Source organism: Gibbsiella greigii (genome assembly GCF_039540155.1).
GTDB lineage: Bacteria > Pseudomonadota > Gammaproteobacteria > Enterobacterales > Enterobacteriaceae > Gibbsiella > Gibbsiella quercinecans.
In genome coordinates, this window is sequence record NZ_BAABEM010000048.1 from 108,084 (window position 1) to 124,812 (window position 16,729).

Sequence of the window (16,729 nt, forward strand, 5' to 3'; positions counted from 1 at the left end):
TTTTATATAACGAATGGATTCACAGGTATCGATATGGATATATCCCGGCGCCGTTTGCTTCGCTATGCATTGACCGCCGCCTGCCTTAGCGCGTTCCCCGCGGTGGCGCGCCCGCCGGTGCTCGTCAGCCCCTTTGGGCAATTGCCGGCGCCGTTCTCAATCCGCTGTGTGGTCAGCGCCGGGGCGCCGGCCGATCTTTTGCTGATGGCGGTGGCGCCGGATCGCTTGGCCGGTTTGTCGTCGTTCGATTTCTCCACGGCGGCCATGCTGCCCGACAGTTTGCGCCGTTTGCCCCGGCTGGGGCGTTTAGCCGGGCGCGGCAGCACACTTTCCATTGAAAAACTCCTAGCAATCAATCCTGACATCATCATTGATTGCGGCAGCGTCGACGCCACCTATCGCTCGCTGGCGCAACGGGTGTCCGCCCAAACCGGCATTCCCTACGTATTGATTGATGGTGGGCTACCCCATGCGGCGCAGCAGATTCAGCAGTTGGCCGCGCTGCTTGGCGTTGAAGCACCCAGCGCGCCTTTGGCGGATATGGCCGCGCGTTTCCTGGCGGACGCGCAGGTATTTGCCGCCAGGCCGGGTAGCGCCAGGCGTTTCTACGCTGCGCGCGGGCCGCGTGGGTTGGAAACCGGCCTGCGCGGCTCGTTGCATACGCAAGCGGCTGAAATGCTTGGGCTGGTGAACGTTGCCGCCGAACCGGGGCTGAGCGGGTTGGCGCAGGTGTCTTTTGAACAGATCGCCCAATGGAACCCCGAGATTATCATCACGCAAAGCGACACGACGCGGCAATATCTGAACACCAGCCCCGTTTGGCGCAGCCTGGATGCGGTGGCGCACGGGCGGGTATACGGTTTTACCGGTCTGCCGTTCGGTTGGCTGGACTCGCCGCCGGGTATCAACCGCCTGTTGGGGCTGCGCCGCTTGCAAAGCCATTTCGATCCGCACCTGGCCGCTGGTATCGCTGATGATATTAAGCAGTTCTTCCGCCTGTTTTATCACGCGGAACTGGGCGATGCGCAACTGGCCGAGCTGTTGGTGCGCTCATGAGCATACGGATACGTATGGCGCTACTTTGCGCGCTGGGGGGCGCCGCCGTGCTGCTGGCGCTGTGCACCGGCCCATTTTCGCTGTCGTTAACGCAAATCTTGCACCTGATGGCGCCGGAAACGATCACGCCGGCAGACCGGCGCCTGGCGGTGGTTTTCTGGCAGGTGCGCTTGCCGCGCGTGGCCGGGGCGCTGCTGATTGGCGCCGCGTTATCGGCGGCGGGAGCCACCTATCAGGGCATGTTTCGCAACCCGCTGGTGTCGCCGGATATTTTGGGTGTTTCCGCCGGCGCCGGTATGGGGGCCAGCATCGCGATTTTCCTCGGCTTGCCGATGCTGATGATCCAGTTGCTGGCCTTTTTCGGCGGCCTGGCGGCGGTGATCGCGGTGTGTTTGATCGCAAGATTGGCAACCCGCCACGATCCGGTTCTGTCGCTGGTGCTGGTGGGGATTGCGATCGGGACGCTGTGCGGTGCGGTGATCTCACTGATCAAGATTTTGGCGGATCCTTACCTGCAACTGCCGTCGATCACTTTCTGGCTGCTTGGCGGCCTGTCAACGCTGACGCCAGCGGATTTGCTGGCGGTGGCGCCGGCGCTGTTGCTGGGGATGATCCCGATGCTGCTGTTGCGCTGGCGGGTGAACCTGCTCAGCCTGCCTGACGACGAAGCGCGCACGCTGGGGGTCAATGTCGCCCGTTTGCGGCTGGTGTTGATTCTGTGCGCCACGTTGGTGACCGCCACTGTGGTTTCGGTTGCCGGTATTATTGGTTGGATCGGGCTGGTTGTGCCGCATATCAGCCGGCTGCTGGTGGGCGCGAATCACCGCTATCTGCTGCCGGCGGCCATGGGCTGCGGCGCATTGCTGCTGCTGTTGACCGATACCCTGGCGCGCAGCATCGCCGCCATTGAGTTGCCGCTCGGCATCCTGACCGCGCTGGTTGGGGCGCCGTTCTTTCTGGCCCTGTTACTGGGGGGCGGGCGGCGATGAACGTGGTGAAGGCAGAGCAGGTCAGCCTGGGTTACCGGCGGCGGCCGCTGGTGCGCGATGTCAACTTTACGCTGCGGGCCGGGCAGATAACCTGCCTGCTCGGCGCCAACGGCTGCGGAAAAACCACCCTGATGCGCACACTGTTGGGCCTGATGCCGCCGCTTGCGGGCGAAATCAGCCTTTATGATCGGCAGATATCCCGTTGGCCGGCCGCCGAACTGGCGCGGGCTCTGGCCTATGTGCCGCAGGCGCATGACGGCCCCTTTGCGTTTCGGGTGCTGGATATGGTGATGATGGGCTGCAGCGCACGGCTGCGGCTGTTTACGTCACCGGGCAAGCGGGAGCATGCGTTGGCCCGGCAGGCATTGGCGGCGCTTGGGATCGCGCATCTGGAACGGCGTCTTTACCCCACGCTCAGCGGCGGCGAGCGCCAGTTGGTGTTGATCGCCCGCGCGCTAGTGCAGCAACCCTCGCTGTTGGTGATGGATGAACCGGCATCCAGCCTGGATTTTGGCCACCAAATCGCGTTGCTGGAGCAGGTGCGGCGCTTACAGGCCGGCGGGATGACGATCCTGATGTCGACCCATCACCCGATGCATGCCCAGGCCGTTGCCGACAGCGTGATACTGATGAGCCCAGAGCACGCCGTGCGCCAGGGCTCACCGGCAGAGATGCTCAGCGCTGAAGCGCTGGCGGCCATTTATCAGGTTTCACCGGCGCAAATTCGCCGCCACTTTCAGGGGAACCCCGTAAACGACATTCAGGACAAACACCATGCTGATTGATGACATTGATTTCGCCACGCTGTACCAACAGCAGATGAAGCTGGCGAAAAGAACGGAAAAAACGCCTGAACACTGGGATCGGCGGGCGGAGAAAATGGCGCAGACCTGCGCCAACCCGCAGGATCCTTATCTGGCGCAACTGATCGCCCGCATGGATTTTACCGGCGTGCAGACGCTGCTGGATATGGGGTGCGGGCCGGGCTCCGTGTGCCTGAACGTGGCCGATCGCCTGCAACGGGTCTATGGCCTGGATTACAGCAGCGGCATGTTGGCGGTGGCGCGCCAGCGCGCCCAGGCGCAGGGCATCGCCAATGCCACCCTGCTGCGCAAGGCGTGGGAAGACAGCTGGGACGATGTGCCGCAATGCGACATCGCCGTTGCCTCGCGCTCTACGCTAGTGGCCGATCTGCGCCAGGCGATGCGCAAGTTGAACGACAAGGCCAGGTTGCGGGTATATACCACTCACACGGTAAGCCCGTCGTTTGTCGATCCGGCGATCCAGCGCGCCCTTGGCCGGCCGGTGGTTGAACTGCCCAACTACGCGTACGCCTTCAACGTGCTGTACCAGATGGGCATCCAGCCGCGGGTCGATTTTATTCGCGGGCCGAACTGCCAGGCGCAAACCGATACCTTCGAGGCGTTTCTTTCTGCGGTTGCCTGGTCAACCGGCGAGCTGAACGATGAGGAAAAACAGCGCCTATTTGATTATTTCACCCAGCGCAAACACGGGCCGCGGCCGCTGGTGGCGCCGACCCGTGACTGGGCACTGCTCTGGTGGGATCGCGTTGATTTTGAGGCGGCGCCATGATCTTTATTCCTGATGCGCTGTTGGATCGGCTCTTGCAGGAAGACATCCAGGGCGGAGATGTGACTACTCGTGCGCTGGGGATTGGCGAACGGGACGGTGAGATGCACTTTATCCACCGCCACGGCGGCTGCGTCAGCGCCATTGACACCGCCTGCCGCATGCTGCGCCGCCTTGGCATTGAGGCGCAGGCGCGGGTGGAAGACGGTGCGGTGGTGGGCGCCGGGGCGCGGCTGGTGTCCGCTCAGGGCAAGGCAAAAGCATTACACCAAGGGTGGAAGGCGGTGCAGAACCTGCTGGAGTGGAGCTGCGGCGTGACGGACTACCAGTTCCGTATGCTGCAGATCCTGCGGCGCTATGTGCCGAACGGGCAGATCGCCTGCACGCGCAAGGCGGTGCCTGGGACGCGGCTGCTGGCCGCGCAGGCGGTGTTGGCCGGCGGCGGGCTCATCCACCGCGCCGGCACGGCGGATACGCTGCTGGTTTTTGCCAACCACCGCCGCTTTCTGGCCGATGATGACTGGCCGGGGATGGTCGTCCGCCTGCGTATGGCGGCGCCGGAAAAGGCCATCGTGCTGGAAGCCGATACCCCGGCAGAAGCCCGTCTGGCGTTGGCCGCCCAGCCCGACGTGTTGCAGTTGGATAAGTTTACGCCGCACGATATTGCCGCGCTGCTCGCACTGGCGCGGCATATAGCGCCTCATTGCCGCATTTCCGCCACCGGCGGCATCACACTGCTCACGGTTGAAGCCTTCGCTCGCACCGGCGTGCCGCTGCTGATCACTTCAGCCCCTTATTATGCACCACCAGCGGATATTCAGGTTCAACTGTTGCCGCTGGCGTGATGCGTTTTGCCGCCGCCGCGCCACATCGGCGCCGCGGCTGTGCGATAAAACACCGTTATATAAAAACAACACAGCACACTTTTGGAAAGGATATCCTGATGAAAATAAAAAACCTCTCTCTGTATATACCGTTCACTCTGCTGGCCATGGATGCCGCGTTGGCGGCGCAAGAGGACACGGTCACCGTATGGGGCAGCGCCGTGGCGGCGACCAGTGATATTGTTGACCAGCAAACCGTCACCCAGCTTGATAAACGCAATGTTGCACAGGCGCTTAGCGTGATCCCAGGGGTAACGTTACAGAAGTCCGGCAACCGTAATGAACTGCAGGTGCGGGTGCGCGGCTTCGACAGCCGGCAGGTGCCGGTGTTCTACGATGGCGTACCGATTTATGTGCCTTACGACGGCAATTTGGATCTTGGGCGCCTGCTCACTTCCGGGCTGGCGACGCTGGAAGTTTCCAAAGGCTACACGTCGCTGCTGCAAGGGCCAAACCAGATGGGGGGATCGATCAACCTGACAACACAGAAGCCGAAGAACCCGCTGGAAGCTCGCATCGGCTTTCGTCAGGGCTGGGCGCGCGGCGAACGCAACGCCTATGACGCCAATGCCGCGCTGGGGATCAAAAGCGATCTCGGCTATATCCAGGTCAGTGGCAGCCGGCTGAAACAGGATTTTGTCGGTTTGCCCCATGGCAGCGACGGGCCGGTGGTGGGGGAACAGGGCAAGCGCAGTAATTCAGCGGCCGACGACCAGCGCGGTATGCTAAAAATCGGTTTCACCCCGCGGCCATCGGATGAGTACACCTTTACCTACATCAAACAGGACGGCGAAAAGAACAACCCGCCCTATGCCGGCACCAGCAGCCAGCAGGCGCGCTATTGGCAATGGCCGCAATACGATAAGGAAAGTTATTACTATCAGGGCACCACGCGGTTGGCCGATGGCTATACCCTGAAAAGCCGGGTTTACCACGACGCGTTTAAAAACACCCTGCTGATGTACAACAGCCTGGCCGCGCTCAAAAGCGGGAGCAGCAGCTACAGCCACTACGACGATTACAGCAACGGCGCCGGGCTGCAATTGGCGATAGATATGCGCGAGCGCGATCAACTGGCGTTCGCCGCGCACTGGAAAGAAGACGTCCACCGTGAAAAGAGCGCGCCTTCGGCGGCCTACGATCGCTATAAAGACCGCACCTGGTCGCTGGCCAGCGAATACCAATGGGCGGCAACTGACGATCTGGACGTGGTGGCGGGCATCAGCTACGACTGGCGTGACAGCCTGCAGGCCATGAAGCACGAGACGGCCGGGATCACCCGTTATGACGACAATACCCAACGGGCATTCAACTGGCAGGGGATGGCTAAATATCACCTTGACAGCCGTAACGATATTGCCCTGTCGTATTCTGAACGTAGCCGCTTCCCCACGCTGAAAGAACGCTACACCACCTCGCGCCCGGCCTATGGCCAAATTGCATTGGTGAACCCTGGCCTGAAGGCGGAACGCAGCCGTAACCTTGATCTGACCTATACCGGCGCGCTGTCTGAACGGTGGGGTTATGACGCCAGCGTGTATTACAACCGCGTCAGTGACGCCATTTTGTCGCAAAACATCAGCGCAGACGTGGTGCAGAACCGCAACAGCGGCCGGGTGGATTACACTGGGTTTGAGCTGGGCATTAAAGGCAAACTGCTGGATATGCTGTCGGCCGGGGTGAATTACAGCTTTACCCACAGTGATCCCAAGCAATTGGAAATCGGCAAGATTACCGGTTTGCCGAAGCAAACGCTGGTGGCCTGGGCAACGCTGACGCCGTGGCAGCCGCTTAGCATTACCGTGGCGCAGGAGGCGCGTTCTTATAGCTACAGCGACACCGACGGCAGCCAGAAGGCGGCCGGCTTTTCCGTCACCAACCTGCGTACCGATTACCAGATTGGGCATGGCCTGAGCGTCAATGCGTCGGTCAACAATCTGTTCGATACCACCTACGCCTATGCCGAAGGGTTTATCGAAGAGGGGCGCAATTATTGGCTGGGGGTAGAGTACCGCTACTGACCGCGCCGGTCGGGTAGGTTGCCGCCAGGGCTGACGCCGTGGCGGCATCGTGTTAAAAAGGAGGGCGGAGCAAGAAGTTCATCATTAACAGGAGATCCTGATGCAGCTTTCGACGACCCCAACCCTGGAAGGGTTCACCATTACCGCCTATTGCGGCGTCGTTACCGGCGAAGCCATTCTCGGTGCCAATATTTTCCGTGATTTTTTTGCCGGCGTGCGTGATATCGTCGGCGGCCGTTCCGGCGCCTACGAGAAAGAGTTACGCAAGGCGCGCCAATTGGCGTTCAGGGAATTGGAAGAACAGGCCAAGGAGCTGGGGGCCAACGCGGTGGTTGGTATCGACATCGATTATGAAACCGTCGGCAAAGACGCCAGCATGTTGATGGTTACCGTCAGCGGCACGGCGGTGAAAGTGAACCGTTAATCCAAACGCAAGGCAAAGGAGCATGCAGTGGCGAAGGGATTATGGATCATAGCCGCCGCCAGCCTGTTGGCCGGCTGCCAGAGCGGCCAACAGCACGAAGATGGCGCTTATCACGTTGAGACGCGTTACCGGGCGCAGGGCGCCGATGCGCGCATCCGCTTTCTGGTGATGCATTACACGGCGGATGATTTTCACGCCTCGCTGAAGACGCTGACCGACGATCACGTCAGCGCGCACTACCTGCTGCCGGCTCATCCGCCGCGGCAAAACGGCCAACCGGTGGTGTATCAACTGGTGCCCGAGGCGCAGCGCGCCTGGCATGCGGGCGCCAGCCAGTGGCGTGGCCGCACCGGCCTTAACGATACCTCTATCGGCATTGAAATCGTCAACCGCGGCTTTTACCACAGCCTGCTGTTCACCCATTGGCAGCCTTATACGCCGGAGCAAATCGCGCTGCTGGTGGATCTTAGCCGCGACATCATTAAGCGCTATGGCATTCAGCCGGTGGATGTGGTCGGGCACAGCGATATCGCCCCTCTGCGCAAACAGGATCCCGGCCCGCTATTCCCGTGGCGGCAGTTGGCGCAGGCCGGCATCGGCGCCTGGCCGGACGAGGCGGACGTGCAGCATTATCTGGCCGGCCGCGATCGCCATGCGCCGGTCGCCATGGCGCTGCTATTGGCCAAGCTGGCGCGCTACGGCTATGGCGTGGAACCGGGTTGGGATGCGCGCCAGCAGCGGCAACTGGTGGCGGCGTTTCAAATGCACTTCCGGCCGGCGGATTTTAGCGGCGCGCCGGATGCGGAAACCGAAGCGATTGCGGATGCTTTGCTAAGTAAATATGGGGCGGCGCGCTGATTAGCGCGCGTGCAACATGCCGTGGGTTTTCAACCATTGGGCGGTGCGGTTGATGCCTTCGTCCAGCGAAACGATCGGCCGGTAACCCAACTCGTCTTGCGCCAGCGTGGTGTCGAGCGTCAAATCGAAATTGAGCTTGGCGACGCCGTAATGGGTCAGCACCGGCTCTTTGTCTTTATTTCCCAACTTTTCCATGCCGCGGGCCATCATATCCAGCATCGGATAGGGCACCGAACGGATACGGCACGCCATGCCAAGATCGTCAAACAATTGTTGGACGATGGTGCGCAGCGGGCGTGACTGCTGGTTGGTAATATTGTAGGCGCGCCCGGAGACGGTGTTTTCCGCCTGGGTGGCCAGCCACATGGCGTGTACGGCGTTTTCCAGATAGGTCATATCCACCAGCGCACTGCCGCCGTGCGGCAGCAGCAGGTTGCCGTAGTGCTTAATCATCTGCAGCAGGCGCGGCAACATCACGTTGTCGTGCGGGCCGAACAGCCCCTGCGGGCGCAGAATGGTGAAATGGGTCTGCGGGTTGGACAGTGCCAACTGGTGGATCACCTGTTCGCCGGCAGCTTTGCTGCGCGCGAATTCGTTGGCATAGCGTACCGGCCGGTAATCTTCTTTGATATTGCGGTGGTGGCGATAATCGAAATAAATAGCAGGGGAGGAGATATGGATAAACTGCGATACGCCATAGGCGGCGGCCCATTCTCCCAACCGGCGGGTGGCGCGCACGTTGGCCAGCTCGAACGCCTGCTCGCTGCCCCAGGGGGAAGTGAAGCTGGAGCAGTGCCACAGAACATCCACGTCCGCCAGCATGGCCTTGGCCTGTGAAGATACCAGCGTGGTGAGATCGGCTGCGATAAACTCGGCGCCCATTTTTTCCAGCAGGTTGCCCATGGCCTGGTTGCGGCCGGTGGCGCGCACTTTTATACCCTGATGGCGGAGATATTCAACGGCGTTGCGGCCTAACCCACTGGTTGCACCGGTAACCAATACCTTCATAACAGACTCTATTCTCACCCCAAATTGTAGACTGCGGGAGCGATTGCCAGCGCCCCTGCAAATGAGGTGCCATTCTTCCGTGATTTTGTGCGCTATGCAATCGGAAAGGGTTTAACTGCGGCAGCAAAGTGTGCGGTTGGCCGACAAATAACCGCCTGATGCCCCTTAATGCCGATCTTGCCGCTGCGCCAATCGGGCAATGCGCTTTGCCATGCCACGAAAAATAAACAGGTGAGCGGGCATCATAAGGAACCAATAAAGCAAGCCGCTGAACCCGGCCGGGTGCCACCAGGCGCGCACATCAAGCTGCCGGTATGCGCCAAAATCCTTAATGCTAAAGGTCAACCGCCCCAGCCCCGGCGCCTTCATACCAAACAGCAATGCCAACTGGCGCAGTGGCTTCATGGTGATCACTTTCCAACCGTCGACCAGATCGCCCACTTGCAGCGTCGCGCGCGCCGGGCGGCCATAGACCACGCCGTTGCCCGCCAGATCGTCCATCCAGGCCCGAATGCGCCACAGGATATTGGCGTAAAAATAGCCTTCTTTGCCGCCCAACTGCTGCACCACGTGCCACAGCGCTTCGCTGGATGCCGTGGTATCGATGGTAAAGCCGGCCTGCTTCGGGTAAAAGCCATAGCCGGGGCGCCAGCGGGCGCGCGCTTCGGGATCGTAGCCCCAGTCGGCGCAGGCCACCACTTCATCTTCACGCCGCAACGTGTCCTTCACCGCCTGATCGAAGGTAAACAGCGTTTGCGGGATCAGCGCTTGCAGTGCTTTGCCGTCGGCCGGCAGATCGTGGTTCAGGCCCTGGATCAGCGCGTTGGCGATCGGCACCGGCACCGAGGTCACCATGCTGATAAACCACGCGGAGATAAAGCGTGTCGGCAGGGGGAGGGGAAGCAGCCAGCGTTTTTTGCCGCTGATGGCGATAAAGCGCTCGAACAGAGTTTGATAGCTGATGTATTCTGGGCCGGCGATGTCGAAAACCTGGTTCTCCGCCGCCGGATGCTGCAACATACCGGCCAGGTAGACCAGCAGATTGCTCAACGCGACCGGCGATGATTTGGAGCGCACCCAGCGCGGCGGGGTCAGTATCGGCAGGTTGTACACCATATCGCGCATGATCTCGAAAGCGGCCGAACCGGGGCCGACGATAATGCTGGCGCGGAGTTCCGTGATCGGAACGCCGCTGCTGCGCAGGATATCGCCGGTCAGTTGACGTGCGACCAGATGCGGTGAGCGGGTGTCGCGCGGCTGCAACGCGCCGAGAAAGATCACCTGTTTGACACTGGCGTTGCGCAGCGCGTCACGCATATTTTCCGCCGCCTGGCGCTCTTTCTCGATAAAGTCATCGCCGTCGCCCATACCGTGGATCAGGTAATACACCGTATCGATATTCCACAGCGCCGCGGCCAGCGTTTCCGGGCGGTAGACATCCACGTATTGGCAACGTACGCGCGGCCAGTGCTGTTCCTGCAGCCATTCAATGCGCCGGGCGGCAGCGATAATGTCATGCCCAAGCTCCGCCAGATGTGGGATCAGGTTCTGGCCAATATAGCCGCTAGCGCCAAGCACCAGTATGCGTTGGGGGATCATCCATGCCGCCTTATCGTCAATGTGAACGCCTTGCCCAAGCGGCCGTGGCGCTTGAGTTTCATAGCGCATAGCATGCCAAACCTGCCGAGTAAAAGCACTGCGTAATGGACGATTTCTGTTTGCCAGGGCATGCCGGCCGCGGCACACTGGGCGCCTTTTCTGGTGGGGAGTGAGCGATGCGAGTAGGGGCGTTGTGTTATCTGCTGCTGGCACTGGCCTGCGGCGCCAGCCTGTTTTCGCCGCAGCCGCTTTGGGCGGCGGTGGTGCTGATTAACCTGTTGACGCTGCTGATTTACGGCGCAGATAAGTTGGCGGCCATCCGGGCGTGGCAACGGGTGCCGGAAAGCACCCTGTTGGTCTTTGGGTTGGTAGGCGGTTGGCCGGGAGCGATCTGCGGCCAGCAACTCTTTTGCCATAAAACGCGCAAGCAGCCGTTCAAAACCTGGTTTATCTGCAGCGTGGTGCTGAACCTGGCGCTGGCGATCGGCTATTGGCGATACGGCGGTTAACGCAACCAGTTGGTCTTGGCCAGCTCAACCACTTCATCGCCGCGGCCGTTGATGATGGCGCGCAGCATATACAGGCTGAACCCCTTGGCCTGTTCAAATTTGATCTGCGGCGGCATCGCCAGTTCCTGCTTGGCGGTGACGACATCCAGCAGCCCCGGGCCGGGGTGAGCCAGCAGTTCCTGCAGCGCGGCGTCCAGCTCGGACGCTTTCTCGACGCGGATGCCTTTAATGCCGGCGGCGTTGGCAATCGCCGCGAAGTTCGGGTTGTGCAGATCGGTGCCGTCGGTCAGGTAGCCGCCCGCTTTCATCTCCATGGCCACAAACCCCAGCACGCTATTGTTGAACACCACCACCTTCACTGGCAGTTTGAGCTGCGCCAGCGACAGAAAATCGCCCATCAACATGCTGAAGCCGCCATCGCCGCACAGCGCCACTACCTGGCGGTTTGGCGCCGTCGCCTGTGCGCCAATCGCCTGCGGCATGGCGTTGGCCATGGAGCCGTGGTTGAACGAGCCCAACAGGCGGCGTTTGCCGTTCATCTTCAGGTAGCGTGCTGCCCATACCGTCGGGGTGCCGACGTCGCAGGTAAAGACCGCGTCTTCGCTGGCGTATTGGCTGATTTTCTGCGCCAGATACTGCGGGTGAATCGGCTGATCGTCATTACGGGTCGCCAGGCTGTCGAGATCCTTACGGGCGTCGCGATAGTGCTCCAAGGCTTTATCAAGGTATTTGCGATCCTGTTTCGGCTCCAACAGCGGCAGCAAGGTGGTCAGGGTGGTTTTGATATCGCCGACCAACGCCTGATTGACCGGGCAGTGGGCACCGATGCTGCCGGGGTTGATGTCGATCTGAATAATGGTGGCGTTGCTGGGGTAGAACGCGCGGTAGGGGAACTGGGTGCCCAGCAACACCAGCGTATCGGCGTTCATCATCGCGTGATAGCCGGAGGAGAAGCCAATCAGCCCAGTCATGCCTACGCTGTAAGGGTTATCCCACTCAATGTGTTCCTTGCCGCGCAGCGCATGCACGATCGGGGCCTGCAGCGTTTCGGCCAGTTTAACCACCTCGTCGTGGGCGCCGGCGCAGCCGCTGCCGCACATCAGGGTAATGTTCTTGGCGCCGTTAAGGGTTTGCGCCAGGTTCTGTAGCTCGCTCAGCGGCGGCTGCACCAACGGCAACGCCGGGGTTTGCCACACCACCTGCGCGTCTTCCGGCGCCATACGCAGCGCCACGTCGCCCGGCAGCACGATGACTGAAACGCCGCGGTTCAGGATCGCCTGCCGCATGGCCACTTCCAGCACGCGCGGCAACTGCTCGGGGTTGGACACCAGCTCACAGTAGTGGCTGCACTCGCGGAACAGTTCCTGCGGGTGGGTTTCCTGGAAATAACCGCTGCCGATTTCGCTGGAAGGAATATGCGCAGCAATCGCCAGCACCGGCACGTGGTTGCGGTGGCAGTCGAACAGGCCGTTGATCAGGTGCAGGTTGCCGGGGCCGCAGGAACCGGCGCACACCGCCAGCTTGCCGGTGAGTTGCGCTTCGGCCCCGGCGGCAAAGGCGGCCACTTCTTCATGGCGGGTTCCCAGCCATTCGATGGTGCCCATGCGGTGCAGGCTGTCGCTCAGCCCATTTAACGAATCGCCGGTGACGCCCCAAATGCGTTTTACTCCCGCTTTTTCCAGCGTTTTGGCGACCAGCGTGGCTACTGTTTGCTTCATAGTTCCCCCAAGCATAGTGAAAATAATATGAACTCAATCCGATGAGTCACAGACAGAGCGGTTACCTGTATAGGCTACCGGGTCTTTTGTCGACGAACGTCAGGAAAGGTAAAGCGCAGCGCTTCACCGAGTCTAGGAGAGCGCTGCCGGGGCGGTTTACCGATAAATGCCCTGACGTTTGTCAGGCGCGGGGGCGGCACCGGGCCGCACGCTTATGAGAACAGGGCGATCAGCACCGGCGCCAACAGGCTCAGCAAGAAACCGTGCACAATCGCCGAGGGCACAATTTCCAGCCCGGCGCTGCGCTGGAGCACCGGCAAGGTAAAGTCCATGGAGGTGGCGCCGCACAGGCCCAGGGCGGAAGAGCGGCTGCGGCGCACCAGCGCCGGGATCAGCATGATCGCAACCAGCTCACGCGCCAGATCGTTGAAAAACGCGGCGCTGCCCATTACCGGGCCATAGGTATCGGCGATCAGAATGCCGGAGAGGGAGTACCAGCCAAAGCCGGAGGCGATCGCCAGCCCTTCTTTCAGCGGCAGCCCGAGCAGCAACGCGGCCAGCGCGCCGCCTGCCAGCGCGCTGACGCACACCACGCCGGCGACGATCATGCCGCGGCGGTTAATCACCACCTGGCGCAGCGTCATACCGCTGTTGCGCAGTTGTGTCCCGACCAGCAACAGCAAGAAAAGCAGCGCGTATTCTCCGCCCTGCGTCGCATACTGCAACCACGGCCACTGTGCCAGCCCCAGAATAAAGCCCGCGAGCACCACGCCGCAGAGCTTGAGGGATTCCAGCGCCATCAGCAGGCGGGACGGCAAGGCCTCTTGCTTATGCGCACTGCGCCAGGGCGAGTGGCGCTCCAGCAGAAACAAGGCCAGCAGGTTAAAGCAGAAAATGCACAGGAAAAACACAGCCGTATACTGGAAGATCAGCAGCAGATTACTGCCCAGATTATCCAGAAACGCCAGGCTGATGCCCATAAAAAACAGGATGACATACACCATCCAACTGAGCAGGCGATTGACGGTGCGAATTAACGTTTTACTGCGCAGCGGAATAAGGTAACCGGCAATCAGCGGCACCAGAATGATCAGCAGTCCTGAATACATGAAAAATGCGCGTCCTTTGGAATGAGAAATACCCGGGCCGATGGCCGGGTGAACACGCTAACCAAATCCGGCCGCGGAGTAAAGCGGCGGATTTGACGATGTCTGCTTGACCTGTAAGGGGTTTTTTGCCCATGCTCTGGGGAACCCACCCCGTTGGGGCGGAGAAAAGCACGCCTGGGAGGCGGTGAATGTATTTAGAACGTCTTGAAATTGTCGGGTTCCGTGGCATCAACCGGCTATCGCTGATGCTGGATGACAACACCCTGCTGCTGGGGGAGAACGCCTGGGGCAAATCGAGCCTGCTGGATGCGCTGACGCTGCTGCTGGCCCCGGAACAGGTGCTGTATCGCTTTGAGGCGCATGACTTTCATTTCCCGCCCGGTGATGAAGCGGCGAAAGAACGGCATCTGCAGGTTATTTTAACCTTCTGTGAAAAAGACACCGGGCATGCGCACTTGCCGCGCTACCGCGCGCTTTCCCCACTGTGGGTGAAAGGCGAAGACAACCTGAACCGTATTCATTATCGCTGCGAAGGTGAACTCGAGGACGACGGCACTGTGTGCACCTGGCGCAGTTTTCTGGATGCGGACGGCAACCCGATTCGCCTGCACCATATCGATAAACTGGTGTTGGCGCTGGTGCGTATTCACCCCGTGCTGCGCCTGCGCGATGCGCGCTTTGTCCGCCGCCTGCGGCCGAACCGCCTGGCCAACAATCAGCCCGATCAGGCCGCGCTGGCGCAGCAGTTGGAGCAATTGACACGCGAACTGGTGCGCAATCCGCAAAAACTGACCAACAACGAATTGCGCCAGGGGCTGGCGGCGATGCAGCAACTGCTGGAGCACTATTTTGCCGAGCATGGTTCCCAGGTGGCGCGCCCCCGGCGGCGCCAGCCGGAGGAACAGCAGGCCTGGCGCGCGCTGGATGGCCTCAACCGCATGGCGGCGGAGCCCAACAGCCGAAGCATGCGTTTGATCCTGCTGGGCATGTTCTCCACCCTGTTGCAGGCCAAAGGCGACGTCACGCTCGATCCCCATGCGCGCCCACTGCTGCTGGTGGAGGATCCTGAAACCCGCCTACACCCGATTATGCTGTCGGTCGCCTGGGGGGTGCTTGATCAATTGCCCTTGCAGCGCATCACCACCACCAATTCCAGCCAGTTGGTGTCGCTGGCGCCGATTGAGCACGTCTGCCGGCTGGTGCGCGGCTCTGGGCGGGTGGCGACCTATCGCCTGGGCGCGCGCGGCCTGGGGGCGGAGGACGGCCGCCGCATTGCCTTCCATATCCGGTTCAACCGGCCTTCATCGCTGTTTGCCCGCTGCTGGTTGCTGGTGGAGGGGGAAACCGAAGTCTGGTTGTTGAACGAATTGGCGCGCCAGTGCGGCTACCATTTCGAATCGGAAGGCGTGCGGGTGATTGAATTCGCCCAGTGCGGGCTGAAGCCGCTGCTGAAGTTCGCGCGCCGGATGGGGATCGAATGGCATGCTTTGGTGGACGGTGACGAGGCCGGTAAAAAATACGCCAATACCGTGCGCGGCCTGCTGGACAACCACGTTGATATTGAACGCGATCGCCTGACCGCGCTACCGGCGATGGACATGGAGCAGTTTATGTACAAAGAGGGGTTCAGCGCGGTATATCACCGCGTGGCGGCGGTGCCGGCCAATGCCCAGATGCCGCTGCGCAAAGTGATCCAAAAAGCGGTGCATCACTCCTCAAAGCCTGATTTGGCAATTGAAGTGGCGATGCAGGCCGGTGAGTGGGGCACTGATTCGGTGCCGCCGTTGCTGAAAAAGATGTTTTCACGCGTGATCTGGCTGGCACGCGGGCGGGCTGATTAGCCGGCCCATTCACGGCCGGAATCTGATTGACGCGCGTGCCAGCGGGGAAATAAAATGCCAGTCATACTGCGGCTGGCATTGTTAACCTGGCAGTGCCGTGGTGAACTGCCGGATGCGTTTTAGGCAATCGCCTCATTTTCCAGTGGCACGATAAGGCTTGCATGGTTTCCTTTGGGCCCTTGGTGCACGTCAAACCGGACCTGCTGGCCCGCCTTCAACGTCCTGTAACCATCCATCTTAATCGTTGAGTAATGGGCAAAGATATCTTCGCCGCCACCTTCAGGGCAGATAAAACCAAAACCTTTGGCGTTGTTGAACCATTTTACAGTACCCGTCTCCATGCTTTTACATCCCTCGCAATGCTATTTTAAGTGAGATGAATAACTGATGCCTGGTGAGCCTCAGTTGGTTAAAAGACCAGCAGCTCACAAAATTACACTCTAGAGCAAATGATCATCACGTCAAGGGGATGGCTTTTGTCCGCCGCAGGCAGTTCATCAAAGTTTGAAGCGGGTAACGCTATTGGCCGTTTTTAGCGCAAATACTGGCCATTTTTGCCAGGGAGCGCGCATTGGGCAATACGGCAGGATGTGGCCGAAGATGTTAAAATGAACTTAGGCTGGGCGCTGCCAGAGTACACACTGTGTGATCGGCATCGTTCGGTGCTTTTTTGCGCGCAGCCGAATGTTTCCGTTTGAATAACCCGTATGTGACCCCATATCAGGGTACAGAAGAGAAGATAAGCAGCGATGGGCAATAACAACGATTGGCTGAATTTTGAACATTTAGCTGAAGAAAAACAAATCGATGCGGTAAAACCGCCGTCTATGTATAAAGTTATACTTAACAACGACGATTACACACCGATGGAATTTGTGATTGACGTTCTGCAAAAGTTCTTTTCTTATGATATTGAACGCGCAACGCAACTGATGCTCACGGTGCACTATCAGGGGAAAGCGATCTGCGGGGTGTTCACCGCCGAAGTCGCAGAAACCAAGGTAGCTCATGTTAACCGTTATGCCAGGGAGAACGAGCATCCGTTATTGTGTACGCTGGAAAAAGCCTGACCGGGGCGTGCTTCAATAGGCGTCATCAGCGCAGCCAGTTTGGGCGCGGGCAG

16 protein-coding genes are annotated in these 16,729 nt (G+C 60.2%); 11 read left to right on the forward strand and 5 right to left on the reverse strand.

Annotated elements, in window-relative coordinates; genetic code table 11:
* Positions 1 to 33: 33 nt before the first annotated feature.
* The 8 genes from AC559G_RS20850 to AC559G_RS20885 all read left to right on the forward strand — a co-directional run bounded on the left by AC559G_RS20850 (position 34) and on the right by AC559G_RS20885 (position 7,822).
* On the forward strand, positions 34 to 1,056 hold the full coding sequence (locus tag AC559G_RS20850; protein ID WP_498914406.1) for an ABC transporter substrate-binding protein: 1,023 nt from the start codon (positions 34 to 36) through the stop codon (positions 1,054 to 1,056).
* Positions 1,053 to 2,045, forward strand: coding sequence for a FecCD family ABC transporter permease (locus AC559G_RS20855; RefSeq protein ID WP_498914408.1), 993 nt, complete (start codon positions 1,053 to 1,055; stop codon positions 2,043 to 2,045). Before AC559G_RS20850 ends, AC559G_RS20855 begins: the two co-directional genes overlap by 4 nt.
* Positions 2,042 to 2,830, forward strand: coding sequence for an ABC transporter ATP-binding protein (locus tag AC559G_RS20860; protein WP_498914410.1), 789 nt, complete (start codon positions 2,042 to 2,044; stop codon positions 2,828 to 2,830). The genes AC559G_RS20855 and AC559G_RS20860 overlap by 4 nt, the downstream gene beginning before the upstream one ends.
* Positions 2,820 to 3,638 (forward strand): class I SAM-dependent methyltransferase, encoded by an 819-nt coding sequence (locus tag AC559G_RS20865; protein ID WP_498914413.1) that lies wholly within the window; start codon positions 2,820 to 2,822, stop codon positions 3,636 to 3,638. The genes AC559G_RS20860 and AC559G_RS20865 overlap by 11 nt, the downstream gene beginning before the upstream one ends.
* Entirely contained in the window at positions 3,635 to 4,480 is an 846-nt protein-coding gene (modD, locus tag AC559G_RS20870) for a ModD protein (RefSeq protein ID WP_498914415.1), read from the forward strand. Before AC559G_RS20865 ends, modD begins: the two co-directional genes overlap by 4 nt.
* A gap of 98 nt (positions 4,481 to 4,578) precedes the next feature.
* Complete coding sequence (locus AC559G_RS20875) at positions 4,579 to 6,540, forward strand: TonB-dependent receptor plug domain-containing protein (protein WP_498914417.1); 1,962 nt, start codon at positions 4,579 to 4,581, stop codon at positions 6,538 to 6,540.
* A 100-nt stretch (positions 6,541 to 6,640) separates the two neighbouring features.
* Positions 6,641 to 6,964, forward strand: coding sequence for a heavy metal-binding domain-containing protein (locus AC559G_RS20880; protein WP_095848031.1), 324 nt, complete (start codon positions 6,641 to 6,643; stop codon positions 6,962 to 6,964).
* Between the two features lie 27 nt (positions 6,965 to 6,991).
* Positions 6,992 to 7,822 (forward strand): N-acetylmuramoyl-L-alanine amidase, encoded by an 831-nt coding sequence (locus AC559G_RS20885; protein ID WP_498914419.1) that lies wholly within the window; start codon positions 6,992 to 6,994, stop codon positions 7,820 to 7,822.
* On the opposite strand, the gene AC559G_RS20890 is transcribed toward AC559G_RS20885, so the two are convergent.
* Together AC559G_RS20890 and AC559G_RS20895 are read right to left on the reverse strand one after the other, a co-directional pair.
* On the reverse strand, positions 7,823 to 8,830 hold the full coding sequence (locus AC559G_RS20890) for a 3-beta-hydroxysteroid dehydrogenase (RefSeq protein ID WP_346082083.1): 1,008 nt from the start codon (positions 8,828 to 8,830) through the stop codon (positions 7,823 to 7,825). It lies immediately after the preceding gene.
* A 165-nt stretch (positions 8,831 to 8,995) separates the two neighbouring features.
* Positions 8,996 to 10,429 carry a DUF2867 domain-containing protein gene (locus tag AC559G_RS20895; protein ID WP_498914456.1) on the reverse strand — a complete coding sequence of 478 codons (1,434 nt, stop codon included), beginning with the start codon at positions 10,427 to 10,429 and terminating at the stop codon, positions 8,996 to 8,998.
* A gap of 176 nt (positions 10,430 to 10,605) precedes the next feature.
* On the opposite strand from AC559G_RS20895, the gene AC559G_RS20900 reads away from it, so the two are divergent.
* The gene (locus AC559G_RS20900) at positions 10,606 to 10,938 is read left to right on the forward strand and encodes a DUF1294 domain-containing protein (RefSeq protein ID WP_498914421.1); all 333 of its coding nucleotides are present in this window, start codon (positions 10,606 to 10,608) and stop codon (positions 10,936 to 10,938) included.
* On the opposite strand, the gene poxB is transcribed toward AC559G_RS20900, so the two are convergent.
* Both poxB and AC559G_RS20910 read right to left on the reverse strand, forming a co-directional pair.
* Positions 10,935 to 12,656 (reverse strand): pyruvate oxidase, encoded by a 1,722-nt coding sequence (gene poxB / locus AC559G_RS20905; RefSeq protein ID WP_498914423.1) that lies wholly within the window; start codon positions 12,654 to 12,656, stop codon positions 10,935 to 10,937. The genes AC559G_RS20900 and poxB overlap by 4 nt on opposite strands.
* A 212-nt stretch (positions 12,657 to 12,868) precedes the next feature.
* A complete protein-coding gene (locus AC559G_RS20910) occupies positions 12,869 to 13,765 on the reverse strand; it encodes a LysO family transporter (RefSeq protein ID WP_498914425.1) in 897 nt (298 codons plus the stop codon).
* 188 nt (positions 13,766 to 13,953) lie between these two features.
* On the opposite strand from AC559G_RS20910, the gene AC559G_RS20915 reads away from it, so the two are divergent.
* Complete coding sequence (locus tag AC559G_RS20915) at positions 13,954 to 15,606, forward strand: ATP-dependent endonuclease (protein WP_498914427.1); 1,653 nt, start codon at positions 13,954 to 13,956, stop codon at positions 15,604 to 15,606.
* A 119-nt stretch (positions 15,607 to 15,725) separates the two neighbouring features.
* Here the strand turns inward: AC559G_RS20915 and cspD are convergent, their stop codons facing one another.
* Positions 15,726 to 15,947, reverse strand: coding sequence for a cold shock-like protein CspD (cspD, locus tag AC559G_RS20920; protein ID WP_095848039.1), 222 nt, complete (start codon positions 15,945 to 15,947; stop codon positions 15,726 to 15,728).
* Between the two features lie 408 nt (positions 15,948 to 16,355).
* Between cspD and clpS the strand changes: the two genes are divergently transcribed.
* Positions 16,356 to 16,676 carry an ATP-dependent Clp protease adapter ClpS gene (gene clpS, locus AC559G_RS20925; protein WP_095848040.1) on the forward strand — a complete coding sequence of 107 codons (321 nt, stop codon included), beginning with the start codon at positions 16,356 to 16,358 and terminating at the stop codon, positions 16,674 to 16,676.
* The last annotated feature ends 53 nt before the right edge of the window (positions 16,677 to 16,729 follow it).